Source organism: Streptomyces spongiae, assembly GCF_009377185.1.
In the GTDB taxonomy this organism is placed as follows: Bacteria; Actinomycetota; Actinomycetes; order Streptomycetales; family Streptomycetaceae; genus Streptomyces; species Streptomyces spongiae.
The window spans coordinates 1-19,422 of sequence record NZ_VJZC01000019.1 but is presented as its reverse complement, the minus strand read 5'-3'; the positions used below and the strand labels follow the sequence as shown (position 1 = coordinate 19,422).

15 protein-coding genes are annotated in these 19,422 nt (G+C 71.9%); 6 read left to right on the top strand and 9 right to left on the bottom strand.

From position 1 onward, the window contains the following. Positions 1 to 122 precede the first annotated feature (122 nt). Positions 123 to 908 carry a VOC family protein gene (locus FNH08_RS05195; protein WP_322723729.1) on the top strand — a complete coding sequence of 262 codons (786 nt, stop codon included), beginning with the start codon at positions 123 to 125 and terminating at the stop codon, positions 906 to 908. A gap of 4 nt (positions 909 to 912) precedes the next feature. Here FNH08_RS05195 and FNH08_RS05190 read toward each other — a convergent pair whose 3' ends face one another. From FNH08_RS05190 to FNH08_RS05180, 3 genes are all read right to left on the bottom strand, one after another. After that, positions 913 to 1,416, bottom strand: a complete 504-nt coding sequence (locus tag FNH08_RS05190) for a metallophosphoesterase family protein (RefSeq protein WP_322723728.1) — start codon at positions 1,414 to 1,416, stop codon at positions 913 to 915. Between the two features lie 12 nt (positions 1,417 to 1,428). Then, on the bottom strand, positions 1,429 to 3,864 hold the full coding sequence (locus FNH08_RS05185) for a SpoIIE family protein phosphatase (protein WP_322723727.1): 2,436 nt from the start codon (positions 3,862 to 3,864) through the stop codon (positions 1,429 to 1,431). A gap of 196 nt (positions 3,865 to 4,060) precedes the next feature. Continuing rightward, on the bottom strand, positions 4,061 to 5,464 hold the full coding sequence (locus FNH08_RS05180; RefSeq protein ID WP_194238384.1) for a S1 family peptidase: 1,404 nt from the start codon (positions 5,462 to 5,464) through the stop codon (positions 4,061 to 4,063). A 918-nt stretch (positions 5,465 to 6,382) separates the two neighbouring features. Between FNH08_RS05180 and FNH08_RS05175 the strand changes: the two genes are divergently transcribed. The 4 genes from FNH08_RS05175 (at position 6,383) to FNH08_RS05160 (ending at position 12,630) form a co-directional block, all read left to right on the top strand. Beyond that, positions 6,383 to 6,598 carry a type A2 lantipeptide gene (locus FNH08_RS05175; protein ID WP_152770047.1) on the top strand — a complete coding sequence of 72 codons (216 nt, stop codon included), beginning with the start codon at positions 6,383 to 6,385 and terminating at the stop codon, positions 6,596 to 6,598. Between the two features lie 152 nt (positions 6,599 to 6,750). After that, on the top strand, positions 6,751 to 7,557 hold the full coding sequence (locus FNH08_RS05170) for an HlyD family efflux transporter periplasmic adaptor subunit (RefSeq protein WP_322723725.1): 807 nt from the start codon (positions 6,751 to 6,753) through the stop codon (positions 7,555 to 7,557). Positions 7,558 to 7,595: 38 nt separating this feature from the next. Next, positions 7,596 to 9,803: an NHLP family bacteriocin export ABC transporter peptidase/permease/ATPase subunit gene (locus tag FNH08_RS05165; protein ID WP_322723748.1), complete on the top strand. Its 2,208-nt coding sequence runs from the start codon at positions 7,596 to 7,598 to the stop codon at positions 9,801 to 9,803. Position 9,804: 1 nt separating this feature from the next. Continuing rightward, complete coding sequence (locus FNH08_RS05160) at positions 9,805 to 12,630, top strand: NHLP bacteriocin export ABC transporter permease/ATPase subunit (protein ID WP_152770045.1); 2,826 nt, start codon at positions 9,805 to 9,807, stop codon at positions 12,628 to 12,630. A gap of 21 nt (positions 12,631 to 12,651) precedes the next feature. Here the strand turns inward: FNH08_RS05160 and FNH08_RS05155 are convergent, their stop codons facing one another. The 6 genes from FNH08_RS05155 to FNH08_RS05130 all read right to left on the bottom strand — a co-directional run bounded on the left by FNH08_RS05155 (position 12,652) and on the right by FNH08_RS05130 (position 18,876). Next, positions 12,652 to 13,179: an SRPBCC family protein gene (locus FNH08_RS05155; protein WP_152770044.1), complete on the bottom strand. Its 528-nt coding sequence runs from the start codon at positions 13,177 to 13,179 to the stop codon at positions 12,652 to 12,654. A gap of 6 nt (positions 13,180 to 13,185) precedes the next feature. Continuing rightward, entirely contained in the window at positions 13,186 to 13,527 is a 342-nt protein-coding gene (locus tag FNH08_RS05150; protein WP_152770043.1) for an ArsR/SmtB family transcription factor, read from the bottom strand. 216 nt (positions 13,528 to 13,743) lie between these two features. Further along, positions 13,744 to 14,976, bottom strand: a complete 1,233-nt coding sequence (locus FNH08_RS05145) for an MDR family MFS transporter (protein WP_152770042.1) — start codon at positions 14,974 to 14,976, stop codon at positions 13,744 to 13,746. Beyond that, entirely contained in the window at positions 14,973 to 16,448 is a 1,476-nt protein-coding gene (locus FNH08_RS05140; protein WP_228033914.1) for an ABC transporter permease subunit, read from the bottom strand. Before FNH08_RS05140 ends, FNH08_RS05145 begins: the two co-directional genes overlap by 4 nt. 299 nt (positions 16,449 to 16,747) lie before the next feature. Further along, positions 16,748 to 18,247, bottom strand: a complete 1,500-nt coding sequence (locus tag FNH08_RS05135; protein WP_152770066.1) for an ABC transporter substrate-binding protein — start codon at positions 18,245 to 18,247, stop codon at positions 16,748 to 16,750. A 35-nt stretch (positions 18,248 to 18,282) separates the two neighbouring features. Then, complete coding sequence (locus FNH08_RS05130) at positions 18,283 to 18,876, bottom strand: GNAT family N-acetyltransferase (RefSeq protein WP_322723724.1); 594 nt, start codon at positions 18,874 to 18,876, stop codon at positions 18,283 to 18,285. 168 nt (positions 18,877 to 19,044) lie between these two features. Here FNH08_RS05130 and FNH08_RS05125 point away from each other — a divergent pair. Continuing rightward, on the top strand, positions 19,045 to 19,422 hold a 378-nt coding region (locus FNH08_RS05125; RefSeq protein ID WP_456114945.1), incomplete at its 3' end, for a Ppx/GppA phosphatase family protein.

The following is a 19,422-nucleotide window of genomic DNA, read 5'->3' as shown; positions in this document are numbered from 1 at the left end:
GGAGTGTGATTCCGGCGGCCCGTCGCGTCGTGCGCCGGGAGGGAACAGGTGGGCGCGGGCATCGTTGCGGGGTTCGTACGGGGCTGCGGAGCGGTGGTCCCACCAAGCCCCAGGAGGCGCGCGTGCTCGGCACAGACTTCACCCATGGATCACCCTGCTGGATCGACCTCGGCAGCCCGGACACCAAGGAGGCGACCGCCTTCTACGGTGGCGTCTTCGGCTGGCAGTTCGTCTCCGCCGGCCCCGAGGCCGGCGGGTACGGGTTCTTCCAGAAGGACGGCAGCACCGTCGCCGCCCTGGGCCCGCTCACCGAGGAGGGTGCGAGCCCCGCCTGGACGGTGTACTTCCGGACCGATGACGCCCGGGCCACGGCCGGGGCCGTCGAGCAGGGCGGCGGTACGGTGCGGGTGGCGCCCACGGACGTCATGGGAGAGGGGTGGATGGCCCAGCTCACCGACCAGCAGGGGGCCCGGTTCGCGGTGTTGCAGCCGGGCAGGACGGCGGGCGGACTGGAGAAGACGTCCGAGGACAACGCCCTGCTGTGGGTGGAGCTCCACGTGTCCGACCCGGTGGCCGGGATCGACTTCTACCGCGGCCTCTTCGGCTGGCGCTCGGAGGAGATGCGGGCGCCCGGGATGACGTACCGGGTGCTCAGCCTCAAGGAGGGCGACCAGCAGGACACGTCCTTCGGAGGGGTGGTCCCGCTCCAGGAGGGCGGCCACGGGGCGAGCTGGGTTCCGTACTTCGCCGTGGCGGACGCCGACGACATCGTACGGAAGACGCAGGAGAACGGTGGCTCGGTGCTGATGCCCGCGGACGACGTGCCGGACGTCGGCAGGATCGCATGGCTGGCGGACACCTCGGGCGCGGTCTTCGCCGTGCTCAAGCCGAACCCACGGCAGGCGTGAGCGGTCAGGTCCGGGGCGGCAAAGCGTGCAGTCGTACGTCCTCGAGCCGGCCGTCCGTCACCGCGGCCGTCATGTAGGTGCAGTGGGGCTGACGGCGGCGGTCGGTCGGTGAGCCCGGGTTGAGCAGGCGCAGACCGGTGTCCGTGGTGGTGTCCCACGGGATGTGGCTGTGACCGAAGACGAGGACGTCGAGGTCGGGGAAGCGCTCGGCGCAGCGGCGTTCGCGGCCCTGGGCGGGGCCCGTCTCGTGGATGACGCCGAGGCGCAGACCGTCCAGGTCGGCGTACGCCACCTCGGGGAGCCGGGCGCGCAGGGGCGGGCCGTCGTTGTTGCCGTACACGCCGATCAGACGGCAGGCATGGCTCTCCAGCAGGTCGAGTGTGGCGGTGTCCACCCAGTCGCCGGCGTGGACGACCACGTCGGCGTACGGGAGTTCGTCGAGGAGCGGCGCGGGCAGGGCCTTGGCCCGCTTGGGGAGGTGGGTGTCGGCCATCAGGAGCAGACGCACGCCTCCAGGATGTCACCCGGGGCGCGGGGTTTCACCGATGGGGATCTCGGCCCACACCTGCTTGCCGCCGCCCGCCGGTACGGTCCCCCAGGCCGACGACATGGCCTCGACGAGCAGGATGCCTCGGCCGCCGGTCGCCTCCCAGGCCATGCTGGTCGGTCTGACCGGGGTGCGCGGGGAGGCATCGGCGACCGCGATGCGCAGGCGGTCGTCGACGAGTGTGAGGTCGAGCCGGACTTGGCCGTCGGTGTGCACGAGCGCGTTGGTGACGAGTTCGGAGACGGCGAGGAGGATGGCGTCCACCTCGAAGCGCACGCCCCACGCGCGCAGGGTGCGCCGGGTGAAGCGGCGGGCGTGCCCGACCGCCTGGGGGAGCCGCCACACGGTCCAGCTCTCCCGCAGGGGGCGCAGGTCCATGCCGTCGTAGCGTATGAGGAGCAGCGCCACGTCGTCGTCGCGGTTGGCGCCGCCGAGCAGCGCGTCGGCCATGAGGCCGAGGTTGTCGGGGTCGGCGGCGGCCAGGTCCTCGGCCAGCCGGTCGAGTCCGTCCTCCATGTCGGTGTCGGCCGACTCGACGAGGCCGTCCGTGGTCAGGGCGAGCACGGTGCCGGGCGGCAGGCTCAGCGGGGTCAGGGGGAAGTCGGCCTGGGTGAGGACGCCGAGGGGCGGGCCGCCTTCGGACTCGACGATCTCGGTGGTGCCGTCCGGGTGGCGCAGGACCGGGGGCAGGTGTCCGGCGCGGACGCACCAGGCGGAGCCCTCCTCCATGTCGATGTCCACGTAGCAGCAGGTGGTGAAGAGGTCGGTCTCCATGCCCATCAGGAGCCGGTTGGCGTGGGAGACGACGACGTCCGGCGGGTGTCCCTCCACGGCGTAGGCGCGCAGGGCGGTGCGCATCTGGCCCATGAGGGTGGCGGCTTTGGCGTTGTGGCCCTGGACGTCGCCGATGACGAGGGCGACGTGGTGGTCGGGCAGCGGTATCACGTCGTACCAGTCGCCGCCGACCTCCAGGCCCGCCGTGGTGGGCAGGTAGCGGGCGACGGCCACCGCGCCGGGCAACCGGGGCAGCCTTCGGGGGAGCAGGCTCCGCTGGAGCATGCCGACCAGTTCGTGCTCGGCGTCTAGGGCGTGGGCGCGCATCAGGGCCTGCCCGGCGAGGCCCGCGGAGGCGGTCAGCAGGGCGCGCTCGTCGGGGTCGAAGTCGTGCGGGCTGTCCCAGCCGATGAGGCAGGCCCCGGCCATCCGGCCGCCGGCGGGCAGCGGGAGGACGGCGAGGCCGCCGGGGCCGACGTCGGCGAGCGCGGGTTCCAGGGCGGTCCCGGCGGGCCAGATCGCGGCGCGTCCCTCGCGGAGGGCCGCGGCGAGGGTCGGCATGGCGCGTACGGGCGCGTCGGGCCACTCGGAGCGCCACTCCAGGCGCCACAGCTCGGGCCATGCCTCGGGGTCGGGCGGGTCGAGGACGGTGACGACGAGGCGGTCGCCCTCCAGTTCGGCCAGGGCTATCCGGTCGGCCTGGAGCGGTTTGCGGAGGGCGGCGACCACGGCCTTGCTGACGTCACGGACGGTGCCCGCGGTGGCGAGTGCGGAGGCCAGGCGCTGGACGCGGGCCACGTCGGTGACTCGGGAACGCAAGGTCGCGGCGTCGGCGAGAGTGCCCACGAGGCGGGCCGCGTGGTCCTCGGTCGCGGGCAGCAGCCGGGCGCGCAGCCGCAGCCACGTGGGCTCGCCCGACGGCTGCAGGACACGGAACTCCAGTTCACGTTCGCCGAGGGACACCGGGTCCGACTCGACCATGGACATCAGGGAGGGCAGGTCCTCCGGCACGGCCCTGGCCAGCAGGGTCTCGACCCGGCCGTCGAAGTCCTCGGGCAGCAGCCCGAACAGCACCGGTACGTCGTCGTCGACATCGACGCGCCCGGTGCCCATGTCGAGGCGGAACGAGGCGCCCGGTGCGGGACGCGGTCCGGCGGTGGCGCCCGAGGCCGCCTCGGCGAGCGGAGCGAGGCACTCCCGGTCCTCTGTGTCGAAGCCGTCCGCGCTCTCGCTGACGGCGAGCAGACAGCCGCCGTCCCTCAGCGGCAGCACCCCGAGCGAGAAGTCCCCGGCCTGTGAGCGCCGTACGTCGGCGTCCCGCGCGAGCTCGGCGAACGGCAGCCACAGGGCTCGCCGCGCACGGCATGCCTCGGCCACCGGGGACGTACCGGATGCGGGGTAGCTGTCGCGCAGCCCGTACAGCTTTCGGGACACGCCGACCGACTCGACCAGGCGCAGCAGGTCGCCGTCGTCGTCCGGGGTGTACACGGCGGCGGCGGTCGCGCTCGTATAGGCGAGCGCCAGTTCGAGGACGGAGCGCAGCCGTCGGTGGGGGTCGCCCCTGCTCGGGGCTTGGAGAGCGAGTTCGGCGCGCGACGTTCTCGATCCGCGCCTCACCGTGTCCTCACTCACCACGTCCGCAATTACAGCGCTTCCCGGACGGCCGCGCAGCCCTTGTGACAGTTCCGGGGCGGGCATCAGTGCTCAGTGCCCATGTGCCCGGAGGCGCAGAACGGTCCGGCCCTCCCGCCGGAGGGCCGGACCGTTGCGCTGCCCGGTCCGGAACCGCTGGATACGGCCGGGTCAGCGGCTCATGGGGCCGGGAGGTGGATCAGGGGTTGGTGACGCTGATGCCGCCGCCGTCCTCGACTTCCACTTCCTGACCGGCACCGGCTTCCTCACCGGCTCCGGCCTCTTCGCCCGCACCGGCTTCCTCACCGGCACCGGCCTCTCCACCCGCGCCGGCTTCCTCGCCGGCACCGGCCTCTCCACCCGCACCGGCTTCCTCGCCCGCACCGGCCTCTTCGCCGGCACCGGCAGCGCCACCGGCGCCCGCTTCCTCACCGGCGCCCGCTTCCTCACCGGCACCGGCCTCGCCGCCGCCGGCCGCGCCGCCCTCACCGAGGGTCGCGCCGGTCGCCTCCAGGGCGGTGCTGACGGGCTGGAAGAACGTCTCGCCGCCGGCGGTGCAGTCGCCGCTGCCGCCGGAGGTCAGACCGATGGCGGCGCCGTCCTCGGTGAACAGGGAGCCGCCGCTGTCGCCCGGCTCGGCGCAGACGTTGGTCTGGATGAGCCCGGTGACCGTGCCCTCCGGGTAGTTGACCGTGGCGTTGAGGCCCGTGACCTCGCCGTCGTTGAGGCCGGTGGTGGAGCCCATACGGATGACCGGCTGGCCGACCGTGGCCTCGCCGACCTCGGTTATCTCCACCTGGTTGCCGTCGCCGGTGTCCACGGTGCTGGCCGCCTCGGTGGCCGGGTCGTCGTAGTTGACCAGCGCGAAGTCGCCCTCACCGGGGAAGGTGGCCGTCTGCGCGTCGACGGTGCCGATCGGCGCGCCGTTCTCCTCCTCCGACCACTCGGCGGCCGCGACACCGCAGTGACCCGCGGTCAGGAACGCCGGGTTGCCCTCGGCGTTGGTGACGTTGAAGCCGAGCGAGCAGCGTGCACCGCCGCCGAAGATGGCGTCGCCGCCCTCGGCGAACGTCTTGAAGGTGCCCGCGGACTTCTTGACGGTCGCGACGCCGTCGCCGAGCGACTTGACCGTCGACTGCACCTTGTCCCACGTGGCGCCGGTGACGGTGGAGTCGGCGGTGACACGGATCTCGTTGGTCTTCGGGTCGACGGCCCAGGCGGTGCCCGGGATCGACGCGTCCGCCTTCAGCGTCGCCTCGGCGGCCTTGATCGCCTCGGTGCTGTTCTCGACCTCGTTCGGAACGGCGCCCGCGGACTCGATCTGCTGGATCACCTGGCTGTTGTCGCCGACCACGTTGATGATGATCTGCTGCTGGTCGCCGTCGTAGTAGGAGCCCGCGAACGCGTCACCGAGCAGTTCTTCGAGCTGACCGGCCACGTCCGGGACGTCGGCCGCCGTGAACGTCTTGGGGGCGGCAGCCTTGGTGTTGTCGTCCGACTGCCCCGCCATGGCGTTGGGGATGATAAGTGCCGCCGCTCCGAGCGCCACCACGCTTCCTGCCGCGATGACAGCCTTGCGCTTGGGTGTGCGTTTGTGACTCAACTCTGAACCTCCTGGGGACGGGGGCCAGGGCCACCCGTCCGACAGTGACTGGGGCGCCTGGATGCCTGTTGATACGCACGTGTCGGGTGGGGTGTTCAACGGACGTAAGAATCAGTTGAGAACGCTGAATCGTGTCAGGACAGAGAAGATCATTTCCGACAACGTCGCCCCATGCCCCCTTGAACACTGGCTTTCCGCACGGGAGTTGAGTGAACGTCTGACGGTGTGACGGCGGACGGTCCTGCGGGGTTGCATCCCGTCGGACCCGGCATCACCGGCCGCCGACGCGGGGCGACCGAGGGCGCGACGCGCTTCGCCCACTCCCCCATGACGGCCACCCCGGAGCCCACCAACTCGCGGCACCCCGTCGCGGAAGCGAACGCGACGACAGATGCGGGCACGCCGCAGGAACGCCTCACTCCGGTCACGACAGCACCTTGAGCGCACTCCAGGCGCACCCCACACGATCCGCTACCGATCAGTAGCGATCCGTTCACGACACGGTGCCGAATCCTGGCTTCAGCGAATCTCCACACCGATTGCGCAACCAAGGCACGGCACACGACGAATCCGCACAGCTCCCGAGAGCGTGCCGCGTCATTGCGACCGGAGTGTCCCCTTCGTTGTGCGGGTGGCAACGACGGGGATGCGACGATGCCGCGCCCTGTGTGAAGAAGTCGCCACCCAGTCGTGTGCGGTTCTGCACCGTTGCACCCATCGCGGTCTCAAGTTGCCTGGTGAGACGTGTCGTTGATTGGAAGCGCGGAGCGCGGGCGTGCTTTGATCCATCGCACCGCGGGAGGCGCCCGAAGGTTCCCCGGGGAACCGGCGGACGAAGCCTGCGGGGCGGCCGACCGTCTGTTCCAGAAGGGGGCCGCTCTCCCCCTTATGAATATCCATACGAAGGGAAGTTCCAACATGAACTCCACCCCCCAGGTTGAGACCGTCGAGATCTCGGACGCCGACCTCGACAACGTCTCCGGCGGTCTGTCCGTGAACGCGGTCAACACCCTCACCGGCGCGCTGGACGGCGTTGTGCCGCTGTCCTCCACCGTGGACACGGTTGTCGGCACCGTCGAGGGCACCACCGGCCTGAACACGGCCCCGGTCACGGGCCTGGTCGCCGGTCTCTGAGCCGCACCTCATCGACCCTGAGTCCCGGAACCGTCTCCCGGTTCCGGGGCTCTCGGTTGCCGTAAAACCCGCCCGCCGCACGGGACCCGGTAACGTCCCCTCCTTCGCGCGCGGGCGCTTCGCACTCCTTCCGAGCAGGTGAGGGAAGTCCCGTGCAGTTCCGCCAACAGGCCCTCGCCAAGCTGCAGTCGCCCGAGGAACTCGATCTCCCGGTGCGCTTCGCCCGCCCCCAGGGCTGGCTGGTGCTGTCGGTGACGGTGGTCGTGATGGCCGCCGCGTCCGTGTGGGCCGCGACCGGTTCGGTGGCGTCCACCGTCAGCGCGCCCGCCATCCTGACGCACGGGCAGGGCAGTTACGTCCTCCAGAGCCCCGTCGCCGGACAGGTCACCGCCGTACTCGCCCAGCAGGGCCAGCGGCTCCCCGCGAAGGCCCCCGTCCTCAAGGTCCGTACCGAGCAGGGCGAGACGGTCGTACGCACCGTCGCCGCGGGCCGGATCACCGCGCTCGCCGCCCAGATGGGCCAGATCATCTCCCCCGGCGCCGACGTCGCGGCCGTCGAGAAGGTCGCCAAGGCCGACGACCCGCTGTACGCGACCGTGTACGTGCCCGCCGAGAACGCCGCCACGATCCCCGAGGACGCCTCGGTGGACCTCACCGTGCAGTCGGTGCCGACCCAGGAGTACGGCGTGCTGCGCGGCCATGTGAAGTCCGTGGACCGGGCCGCCCAGACCCCGCAGTCGATCACCGCGTTCCTCGGCGACAGCCAGTTGGGCGAGCAGTTCACGAAGAGGGGCCGTCCCGTGGCCGTGCTGGTGCGGCTGGACCGCAGGGCCGCCACCAAGTCCGGCTACAAGTGGTCCTCGCAGGACGGGCCGCCGTACAAGCTCACCTCCATGACCATGGCCACAGGTGCGATCCGCATGGCCGATCAGCGTCCGATCGATTGGCTGCTGCCGTGAGTGCGTCCGGCGCGTCCCAGGAGACCGCTCCACCACCCGTGCGCGGCCGGCGCAAGGCGGCGCCGAAGCGCCCCGCGCCCAGGCCCAAGCGGAAGCAGAAGACCGTCCGGACCCCGACCGTCCTCCAGATGGAGGCCGTGGAGTGCGGTGCCGCGTCCCTCGCCATGGTGCTCGGGTACTACGGACGTCACATCCCACTGGAGGAACTGCGCATCGCCTGCGGTGTCTCCCGCGACGGCTCGCGTGCGAGCAACCTCCTCAAGGCGGCCCGGAGTTACGGGCTGACCGCCAAGGGCATGCAGATGGACCTGGCCGCGCTCGCCGAGGTCAAGGCGCCGGCCATCCTGTTCTGGGAGTTCAACCACTACGTCGTCTACGACGGCATGGGGCGCCGCTTCGGCCGCCGTGGCGTGCACATCAACGACCCCGGCAAGGGCCGCCGGTTCGTGCCCATGGAGGACTTCGACGCCAGCTTCACCGGGGTCGTCCTCGTCATGGAGCCCGGCGAGGACTTCGCGCGCGGCGGGCGCAGGCCGGGCGTGCTCGGCGCCATGCCGGCCCGGCTGCGCGGCACCTCGGGCACCATGCCCGCCGCCGTACTGGCGAGCCTGCTGCTGGTGGCGGTGGGCGCGGCCGTGCCCGCGCTGAGCCGTACGTACATCGACATGTTCCTGATCGGCGGCCAGACCTCGCTCCTGGGAGTGCTGTTCGCTTCGATGGGCACGACGGTGGCGCTGACCGTCGTGCTGACCTGGCTCCAGCAGACCAACCTGCTGCGCGGCCGCATCATCTCCTCGACACTCTCCAGCGCCCGCTTCCTGCGCCATCTGCTGCGCCTGCCGGTCACCTTCTTCTCCCAGCGCAGCCCCGCCGACCTCGTACAGCGACTCCAGTCGAACGACGCGGTGGCCGAGACCCTGGCCCGTGACCTCGCGGCGGCGGGCGTGGACGCGGTCGTGGTCGTGCTCTACGCGGTGCTGCTCTACACCTACGACCCGCAGCTCACCTTCGTCGGCATCGGCGTGGCCCTGCTCAACGTGGTGGCGATGCGGGTGGTCGTCAAGCTGCGCGCGACCCGTACGGCGAAACTGCGCGCCGACAGCGCACGGCTCACCAACACCTCGTACACCGGCCTGCAGTTGATCGAGACGATGAAGGCCACCGGCGGCGAGGACGGCTACTTCCGCAAGTGGGCCGGTCAGCACGCCACCACCCTGGAGGAGCAGCAGCGCCTCGGGGTGCCGAGCGCCTGGCTGGGTGTGGTCGCGCCGACGCTGGCCACGCTGAACAGCGCGCTCATCCTGTGGATCGGCGGCATGCGGGCGGTCGAGGGCCATATCTCGGTCGGTCTGCTGGTCGCGTTCCAGGCGCTGGTGACCCGCTTCACCGCGCCGATCACCCGGCTGAACGGCGTCGCGGGCCGCATCCAGGACTTCGCGGCCGACGTGGCCCGCCTGAAGGACGTGGAGAACTTCCAGGCGGACCCGCTGTACGCCCGCCGGGAGGGGGCCCAGTCCACGCGCCGGCTGCACGGGCACGTCGAGCTGCAGAACATCTCGTTCGGCTACAGCCCGCTCGACAAGCCGCTGCTGACCGGCTTCGACCTGACGGTGGGCCCGGGACAGCAGGTGGCGCTGGTGGGCGGCTCGGGCAGCGGCAAGTCCACCGTCTCCCGGCTGATCTCCGGCCTCTACACACCGTGGGAGGGTGTGATCCGCATCGACGGTCAGCGGCTGGACGACATCCCGCGCGGCGCGCTGGCCGCCTCGGTCTCCTTCGTCGACCAGGACGTGTTCCTCTTCGAGGGCACGGTCCGGGACAACGTGGCGCTGTGGGACCCGTCGATCCCGGACGACGCGGTCGTGTCCGCGCTGGAGGACGCGGCGCTGTACGACGTGGTGATGCGCCGGCCGGGCGGCATCCACAGCCGGGTGGAGCAGGACGGCCGGAACTTCTCCGGTGGCCAGCGCCAGCGCCTGGAGATCGCCCGCGCGCTGGTGCGCAGGCCCAGCATCCTGGTCCTGGACGAGGTGACGAGCGCGCTGGACGCGGAGACCGAACTGGTCGTCATGGACAACCTGCGCAAGCGGGGCTGCGCCTGCGTGGTGATCGCGCACCGGCTCAGCACGGTCCGCGACAGCGACGAGATCGTCGTCCTCGACCACGGGACGATCGTGGAGCGCGGACGGCACGACGAGCTGGTGGCGCACGGCGGCGCGTACGCCCAGCTGGTCAGGGAGCGGTGAGATGACGACCGTTCACGAAGGGCACGAGGGGGATGTCGTCCTCGGCGCACTCGGCGCCATGGGCACCTACATCGACTGCACCGGCCAGAGCCGCCTCGACCTGGAGGGCCCCCAGGTCCTCTGGCTCGTCGCCTCGGGCGCGCTCGACCTGTTCGCGGTCGACGCCGTGCAGCAGGGCCACTGGCACCATCTGGGCCGCCTGGAGGCTGGCTCCCTGCTGCTCGGCCCGGTCCCCGGGCCCCAGCACACCCTGGTGGCCCGCCCGTTGCGCGACTGCGTCGTCCGCCGTATCGGCCTGCGCGAGCTGTACCAGCAGCCCGACACCGCCAGCTGGTCCTACGACGAGTACGGCAACCCGCAGTACGTACCGCCCACGACCAGCCCGCTGGAGTACGCCCTCGCCCTGGGCGTCGGCCGCAGCCTGTCGATCCTCTTCCAGGCACCGATGGCCACCGAGAACGCGGCCGCGCTCACCGACGACGACGTCTTCTGGATGCAGGTGCCTCCGGGCAGCGTCCAGTACGGCTCCCTGTACGGCACCGAGGCGGCGGCCGACCTGCTGATGGACCCCGGGGTCTGGCAGGGCATGGTCGACCAGCAGTACCGCCTGCTGGCCACCCTGGACCGGTGGATCGAGCAGCTGGAGCGCACCCACGAGGACCGTACGGCCGCCGGGATCAAGGCGGGCGAGGCGGTGCGTGCCCAGGCCGACCGGACGCTGCTGGCCTCCATGGGCAAGCCGTCGGCGCGGCGCACTACGTCGGCGGACGACGACGCCACGTACGCGGCCTGCCAACTCGTCGCCGGCGCGGCGGGCATCAAGCTCTCCGAGCCCGCGCAGAGCGGCACGGAGAGCGACCGGATCGACCCGGTCGAGCGCATCGCGGTCGCCTCGCGCGTCCGTACCCGTGCCGTACGCCTCACCGGGCGCTGGTGGCGGGAGAACACCGGCCCGCTGGTGGGCCACCGGGCCCTGTCGGGCGCGCCGGTCGCGCTGCTGTGGCGGCGCGGCGGATACGTGGCCGTGCAGCCGTCCTCCGGCCGGGAGACGCCGATCGAGAAGGCGAACGCGGCGGAGTTCGAGGAACGTGCGGTGATGTTCTACCGCCCGTTGCCCGAACGGATGTTGAGCCCTCTGCGCCTCCTGCGCTTCAGTCTCGGTGGAACGCGCGGCGACCTCGGCAACCTGCTGGTCAGCGGGCTGGTCACGGTCGCCCTGGGCGCACTCGTGCCGGTCGCGACGGGCAAGGTCCTCGGCGAGTACGTGCCGAAGGCGCAGGAGAACCTGATCGTGCAGGTCTGCCTGGCCATCATCATCGCGAGTGTGGTGTCGGCGGCGTTCATGCTGCTGCAGAACCTCACGATCCTCCGGCTGGAGGGCCGGATCGAGGCCACGCTGCAACCGGCCGTCTGGGACCGGCTGCTGAGACTGCCCACGAAGTTCTTCACCTCCCGCTCCACGGGCGAACTCGCCAGTGCCGCGATGGGCATCAGCTCGATCCGCCGGCTGCTCGCGGGCGTCGGCCCGGTGGTCGCCCAGTCGGTCACGGTCGGCGTGATGAACCTGTCGCTGCTGCTCTGGTACAGCGTGCCCATGGCTCTTGCGGCGATCGGCATGCTCGTCGTCATCGCCGCCGTGTTCCTCGGGCTGGGCCTGTGGCAGGTCCGCTGGCAGCGTCGCCTGGTGGTCCTCAGCAACAAGCTCAACAACCAGGCGTTCCAGACCCTGCGGGGCCTGCCGAAGCTGCGGGTCGCGGCGGCCGAGAACTACGCGTACGCGGCCTGGGCGGGTGAGTTCGCGCGCAGCAGGGAGCTCCAGCAGCGGGTGGGCCGCATCAAGAACCTCACCACGGTGCTCGGCGCGGTCTACCTGCCGCTGTGCACGCTGCTGATGTTCATGCTGCTGGCGGGTCCGGCACGCGGCTCGATGTCGGCGGCCTCCTTCCTCACCTTCAACACCTCGGTGACCATGCTGCTGACCTCGGTCACCCAGCTCACCGGCGCGTTCGTGTCGGGGGTGTCCGCGCTGCCGTTGTTCGAGGAGATCAAGCCGGTCCTGGAGGCCGAGCCCGAGGTGCGCACGGCGAGCACCCGGCCTGGCGTGCTGTCCGGGGCGATGGAGGCCCGACGGCTGTCCTTCCGGTACGCCGACGATGGCCCCCTGGTCCTGGACGACGTGTCGTTCAAGATCTCACCGGGTGAGTTCGTGGCGATCGTCGGCCCGAGCGGCTGTGGCAAGTCCACGCTGCTGCGGCTGCTCATCGGCTTCGACAAGCCGGTCTCGGGCAGCGTCCTGTACGACGGCCAGGACCTCGGGGCCCTGGACCAGTCGGCGGTGCGCCGCCAGTGCGGAGTGGTGCTCCAGCACGCGCAGCCGTTCAGCGGCTCGATCCTGGACGTCATCTGCGGCACCGAGCCGTACACGCCCGAGGAGGCGATGGCGGCGGCCGAGATGGCGGGGCTCGCCGAGGACATCAAGCGGATGCCGATGGGGCTGCACACCATCGTCCAGGGCAGCGGCGCCGTCTCGGGCGGTCAGCGGCAGCGGTTGATGATCGCCCAGGCGTTGATCCGGCGTCCGCGCATCCTGTTCTTCGACGAGGCGACCAGTGCCCTCGACAACGAGACGCAGCGCAAGGTCATCGAGAGCACGCGGGCCCTCAACGCCACCCGTGTCGTCATCGCGCACCGCCTGTCCACGGTGCTGGACGCCGACCGCGTCATCGTGATGGAGGACGGGAAGGTGGCCCAGCAGGGCCCGCCGGCGCAGTTGCTCGCGGACACGGGTGGTCGGCTGCATGAGCTGGTACGGCGGCAGATGGCGTGACCGATCACGTGAGGTGAGCGGTCACTCCAGCCCTGGAACGGGGGCACCGGACGGCACCCCGGCGTCGACGTAACCGCGGTAGGTCTCCTGCCAGGGCGCGGTGGCCCCGGCGTGCGGTCCCCCGATGTCCTCGCCGCGGGCCCACGCGTCCAGGGCGGCCAGGCACGCCTCCCAGCCGGCGCTGTTGCGTGCGGCCGTGTTCGTGGCCTCCAGGACGTTGGTCAGCGTGAAGCGGGTGCGCTTGTCGTCCAGCGCCTCCAGATCGAAGTGCAGTTCGTCCCCGCCCCAGTTGAAGGAGAGGTGGCGGGGCGGGTCGACGGCGAGGACCGTGCCCGTGGAGTCCTCCATGTGGGGGTCGCCGCTGAACGTGACGGTGCCGCCGGGGCGCAGTTCGATCTCGGCGCGGGAGGGGAACCAGTGGGCGAGTTCGTCGGGATCGGTGACGAACTGCCACACGCGGTCGACGGGGTGGTCGTAGGTACGGCTGAAGCGGACGGCGGGGCGGCCGTCGTCGAGGGTGAGGTAGGTGCCGGTGAGTTCTGCGGCCATGGTGGATCAGTCCTTCGGTGTGTCGCTATCGGTCGCGTCCGATGTCGCGTCGAGGCGCCGGCCGAGCGCGTCGAGGCGCTCGTTCCACAGCTGGCGGTAGGGGGCCAGCCAGGCGTCTAGTTCGGCGATGGGGGCGGAGTCGAGGGCGTAGACGCGGCGCTGGGCTTGCTGGTGTACGCGGACGAGGCCCGCCTCCCGGAGCACCTTGAGGTGCTTCGACGTACTCGGCTGGCTGAGGCCGCACGCCTCCACGATCTCGCCGACGGGGCGGGGGCGCTCCAGCAGCAGCGCGATGATGTTGCGCCGGTGGGGGTCCGCCAGGGCGGTCCAGAGTGAGCCGTCGGGCATGGGTTCAGTATGCCTCTGTGGTTATATTCCGGTCAAGGAATGTACAGGGTTTCGTCTGCCGGGTTGGGGTGCGGCGACCGACTGCGGGTTCGTCGTGGCTGGTCGCGCAGTTCCCCGCGCCCCTTAAAAGCACGGCCGCGCACCCGGCACCACAACGCACCCCTTACTGCCCCCGCCTGAACACGCCGCGGGCGACGCGTACCGCCACCGGCCCCGCTACCCGCGACGCGGCAGGAGCGCCACGGACGCGACCGGGATCGCGGCGAGGATGAGCCACGGCACAGCGGGCGGGAGGGTGGTGTCGAGCAGGGAGCCTGTGGCCGAGCTGCCGACCAGGACGATCAGTCCCGACACCGACGACATCGCGCCCGTGTACAGCCCCAGGCGTCCGTCCTCCGCCAGGTCCGGTACCCAGGCGCGGGCCGCGGGTGCGACCAGCATCTGGCCGAGGGTGAGCAGCACGACGAACCCCGCCGCGGGCAGCAGGCCCGCCGTCCCCGTCCAGGAGGCCGGGCGCGCCACCGCGACGACCGCGAAGCCGGCCGCGATCAGCAGCAGCCCCGCCCCCATGGAGCGCCGCAGGTCGAGGCGGTTCCCGGCCCAGCGGGTGACCGGCAGCTGGGCGGTCACCACGAGCAGTGACGACAGCGCGAACAGCCACGACAGAGGCGCCTGCGAACCCGTCGCGCGCTCCACCTCGTCGGGGAGGATCAGATACAGCTGGTTGTATGCCAGCAGATAGGCCCCGTACGCGCAGCACAGCGCCAGGAAGCGGCCGTTGCGGGTGAGCGAGCGCAGGCCGCCCTTCGCCCGCACGCGCACCCGGCCAGGTATGTGCTGCGGGAGGAGCCAGAAGTGTCCGGCGAGGACGAGGACGAAGACCCCGGCGCCCGCGAGGCACACCGTGCGGAAGTCCACCTCCAGCAGCAGTGCGCCGAGGAGGGGCCCGACGAAGGCCCCGGCCTGGCCCGCCACCGTGAACAGGGCCAGCACGTTCGTCCGGGAGCCGCCGCCCTCCTCCTCCCAGGCCACCGCCTGCCGGGCCACCTCGGACTCGACGGCCGGGGAGAACAACGCGGCTGCGAAGCCGATCAGCAGGACCGCGCCGATGACCGCCCAGGACTCCCCCGCGTACCCGAGCCACGCGAACCCGGCGATCCGCAGCACACAGCCCGCGAGCACGACGGGCCGTACGCCGTACCGGTCGGCCAGCGCGCCGCCCACGACGAACAGTCCCTGCTGGCTGAAGGTACGCAGACCTAGGACGAAGCCGACCATCCAGCCCGCCAGGCCGATCGCGGTGCCGAGGTGCTCGGCCAGGAAGGGCAGCACGGCGTAGAAGCCGACGTTGAAGGCGAGTTGGGTGAGGATCAGCAGTCGTAGCAGGGGGTTCAGCCGCGTCCAGGTGCGGGGGCGGCGCCCGGTGGCCTTCGTGAGTTGCTCGGTCATCCGGGTTTCCCGACGGTGGTCGCTCCGGCTGTGGCGTGCTTCTGCTGTCGTACCGTCACGGCGGCGAGCCGGTGCGGCAGACGTACTCCGCCCGCCGACTTGACGGCCAGGACACCGAGAAGGGCGAGGGCGGCCGCGGGCGCGAGGACCGCCCAGGGGGCGCGCTCGACGTACGGCTGGTTCTCGGCGAGGAGGAGGCCCCACTCGGGGTCGGGCGGCTGGGTGCCGATGCCGAGGAAGCCGAGGGCCGTGAGGGCGAGGGCCACGGCGGGCAGGCGGAGCAGGGCGTGGCGGGTGACCGGGGGAAGGACGGCGGGCAGCAACTCGTGGCGGAGCAGATACCACCGGTCCGCGCCGAGTCCCTTCGTGGCCGCCACATGCGTGGTGGCCCGCTCCTGTTCCAGCAGGGCGGTGGTGTGCGCGGCGAGCGGGGCCCAGGCGACCACGGCGACCGCGAGGGCGGGTGTCGCCGCGCCGCTTCCGGCGACTCCGGCTGTCAACAGGCCCGCGAGGACGGGCGGTACGGCGTTGACGGTGTCCACGAGCGGACCCGACAGCCGGGGCAGCAGACCGAGGGCAACACCGGTGAGCAGGGCGGCCGCGCTGATCGCCACCGCGAGGGTGAGCGTGCCGAACGCTCCGTGGCCGATGCGGGCGAGGACGTCGCGGCCGAGCGCGTCGGTGCCGAACGGGTGTGTCCAGGAAGGGGATTGGAGCTTGGCACCGGTGTCCAGGGCCAGCGGGTCACGGGTCAGGCCCGTCGCGATGCCGCCGAGGAGGACGGCTCCGTACAGCAGTGGGGTGGCCCTCGGAGCGGGCGGTGTGGGCCGGTGCAGGGACTGGAGGGCGCCGTCGCGCAGGGCGGGGCCGATGAGGAGGCGGGCCGCGAGCCGGGCGAGGGCTCCGGCGGCCGCGGCCAGCAGGACCAGGGCCAGCGTTCCGGCCTGGAGGACGGGCAGGTCCTGGGCGATCGCGGCCTGGAGCGTGGTGCGGCCGAGTCCGGGGATGTCGAAGATCTGCTCCACGGCGACCGCACCGCCGGTGAGACCGACGACGAACAGGCCGATGTTCGGCAGGAGTCCGGGCACACAGCGGCGCAGCGCCTGCCGGGCGATCGAGCGGGCGGGTACACCGCGTGCGGCGGAGGCCAGCGCCCAGGGCTCGGCGAAGGCGCCGGGCAGCATGTCGTCGAGCATCCGGCCGAGCAACGCGCCCGCGGGCAGACCGAGAGCGAGAGCGGGCAGCACCGTCCATTGCGGCCCGTACCAGCCGAGGGCGGGCAGCCAGCCGAGTTGCACACCGACCACGGCGGCCAGTACGGACGCCGTCAGGAACTCGGGCAGCGCCGCCAGCACCGCCGACGCGCCGCCCCCTCCCCCGCGCTCGTCGAGACGGCGGCGCGAGCCCAGCCACAGGGTGCGCGATGTGATCGCCGCCGCCGTGACTGCCGCGACCATGAGCGCGACGGCCATCAGCAGGAGCGAGATGCCCAGACCCTGGAGGATTCCGGGGCCCACCTCGTCCCCGGAGATCCACGACCGTCCCGCGTCACCGCGCGCCAGCCCGGCGAGCCACCGGCCGAGCAGTGTCAACGGGCCCGCGTCCAGACCCAGTTGCTCCCGAACGGCGGCGAGTACCTCAGGGCTCGGGGTGCGTTCGGCCGAGCGGGCCTTGAGGACGGTGAGCGCCGGGTCGGTGCGTGACAGCCACGGCAGCAGGCCGATGCAGCACAGGAGCGCGGCGGCGAGCAGGGCTCGCCAGAGTATCCGGCTCAGCGTCGCGTCCCCGTGCCGACGAGCGTGCGCTCGTACGGGTCGAAGATCACTCCCTGCACGGAGGTGCCGACGCCGGTGATGATCTGCTGGTGAACCAGAGGCACCACGGCGTCCGTGCCGAGGATCGCTGCCTCCGCGTCCATCGCCGCCTGCTGCCGCTTGGCGCTGTCGGACAGCGCCTCGGCCTCCGTGACGGCCTTGTCGACCTTCTTGTCGCAGAGCAGCGCGAGGTTGTAGGAGCCGTCGCAGGAGTAGTCGCTCGCGAGGATGGACACCGGGTCACCCGTGTCGAGGAGGCTGTTGCGGGCGCCGACGAACGCGTCGAACTTCCCTGACAGGGCGTCGCTTTCGAGCCGCGAGTACTCGCGCACCTCAAGCTTCACCTTGAACCCGGCCTTCTCCAGCTGCTGTTGGAGCACCTGGGCGACCTCGGGCAGTTCGGGCCGGTTGTTGTACGTGGCCACGGTCACCGAAGTGCCGTCCGCGTCGGCGGCCTTGGCACGCCCGGCGGGCTTGACGCGCTTGTCGGCGGCCCAGGTGACGGCGGGACCGAAGACGCCGACGCCGGGGTCGGCGTACCCCTCGTACACGTCCTTCGCGAACACGGAGGTGTCGACGGCCTCGCGGGCGGCGGACCGGAGCGCCGGGTCCTTGAAGGCGCCCTTGTCGGTGTTGAGGAGGAGGCTGGTGGTGCGGGTGGTGGCCGTCTCGTGGCGGGTGCCCTTCTCCAGCGCGGCCGCCTGGGAGACGGGGACCGCCTCGGCGATGTCGACCTGGCCGGTGCGCAGGGCGTTGGTGCGGGCCGTGCCGTCGGATATGAACCGGGCGTCGACGCCGGAGGCCTGGGCGCGGCCACCCCAGTAGTCGTCGTTCCGGTCGAGGGTGGCGGAGGTGGTGCCGGAGACCTTGGTGATCTCGAAGGGGCCGGTGGCGGTGCCGACGGGGTTGGGCTTGTTGCGCTCCTTGCCGTAGGCCTTGGGCGAGAGGACCGCCAGGCCCGGGCTGGACAGGCGCAGGGGCAGGGCGGGGTCGGCGTCCTCGGTGGTGACGCGCACCCGGTTGCCGTCCGCCTTGGCCGCCTTGAGGGCGACGCCGGAGAGCGCCGCTGTCACGGGCTTCGCCTCGGTCGCGTGGGTGAGGGCTGCGGCGACGGCGGCCGGGGTTACGGCCGTGCCGTCCTGGAAGGTGGCCTCGCGCAGGGTGAACAGCCAGGTCCGGTCGTTCTCGCGGGTCCACGACTCGGCGAGCGCGGGGGCCGCCGATCCGTTGGCGTCCAGCGCGGTGAGTCCCTCGGTGACACCGAGCCGGCTGAGGAGGGTGGCGTCGGCGCCGTACGGGGAGAGGTTCTCGGCGGGCGGGAAGGCGAGGGCGACGCGGAGGCGGGAGCCGTCCGCGGAGTCCTCTCCGGACGTGTCTCCGCCGGACGCGAAGCAGCTGGTCAGTACGGGCGTGAGTAGCAGGCCGGCCAGCAGCCGGCGCCGGGGGACGGAGCGCATGGTCCTCGTGGGGATGGGTGTCATGGGGAGGGTCGTCACAGCGAGCGCAGGAGCTCGGCCGGAAGGCCGTGGGGGGCGGCTTCGCGATGCGGCGCGGTGGACCGGAAGGAGGAGATCTCGAAGTGCACGACCTGCTGTCCGGACTCCTGCCGTTCGTCGCACACCACCTCGCCCATCGACCGCCAGAACGCCTCGGCGCCGGTCACGCCCGGGTCGGTGTGCAGATAGACGGAGCGGTAACCGCCGTCCGCCGCCGCGAAATCCAGCAGGGCGGCGACCAGTCGGCGGGCCAGGCCGCGCCGCCGGTGCTCGGGGCGTACGTAGACGCGCCGCAGTTGTGCGGTCTCACCCGACGGGTACCGCTCCGCCACCCGGCGGGGGTTGGGCGGATGGGCCGGCCCCCTGGAGTCGAGTGCGGCGGTGGCCACGACCTCTCCGTCCCGCCCGTCGGCGGCGACCAGCAGGGTGTGGCGCGCGGGAGCGACGTACGCGCCGTGGAGGTCGATGATGTCGCCGTGCCACCGGGGCACGTAGCCGGTGCCGAAGTCCCGGTAGACGGTGTCGAGCATCACCGCGCGGGCGGTGTCGAGGTCGTCGGGTGTCGCTTCCTTGATGGTGTAGTCCTGCACCTGCACATCATATGCATCAAGGGTTGCGCTTCATGATCGGGGGTGTGCGCCGTCTGATCGGGGGCGTGCGTCCTGTGCTCGGGGAGTGCGTGGCTCGTATGCGCTGTTGTGCTGCGTGTCCGTGCGCAGAACACGCGTGCCGTGACCGCTGTCGGGTACTTCGCAGCCATGCGTATCAGCGTGGTGGATGTGGGATCGAACACCGTCCGGCTCGTGGTGGCGGACGCCGAGGGAGGTGTCCCGCTGCCGGTGCACACGGCGAAGTGGCGGCTGAGACTCTCCGAGCACGTGGCGCACGGGGGCCGCATCCCCGACGAGTCCGTGCAGCGGCTGTGCGAGGCGGTCGCGGCGGCGGGCCGGACGGCCGAACGGTGGGGGGCGGCGGACCCGTTGGCGTTCGCCACAGCCGTGGTGAGCAGTGCGCCGAACCGTCCGGAGGTGCTGCGGGCCGTGCGGCAGGAGACCGGGATACGGCTGTGCACGCTGCCGGGCGAGGTGGAGGCGGAGCTCACGTTCCTCGGGGCGCGGCGGTGGATGGGGTGGCGG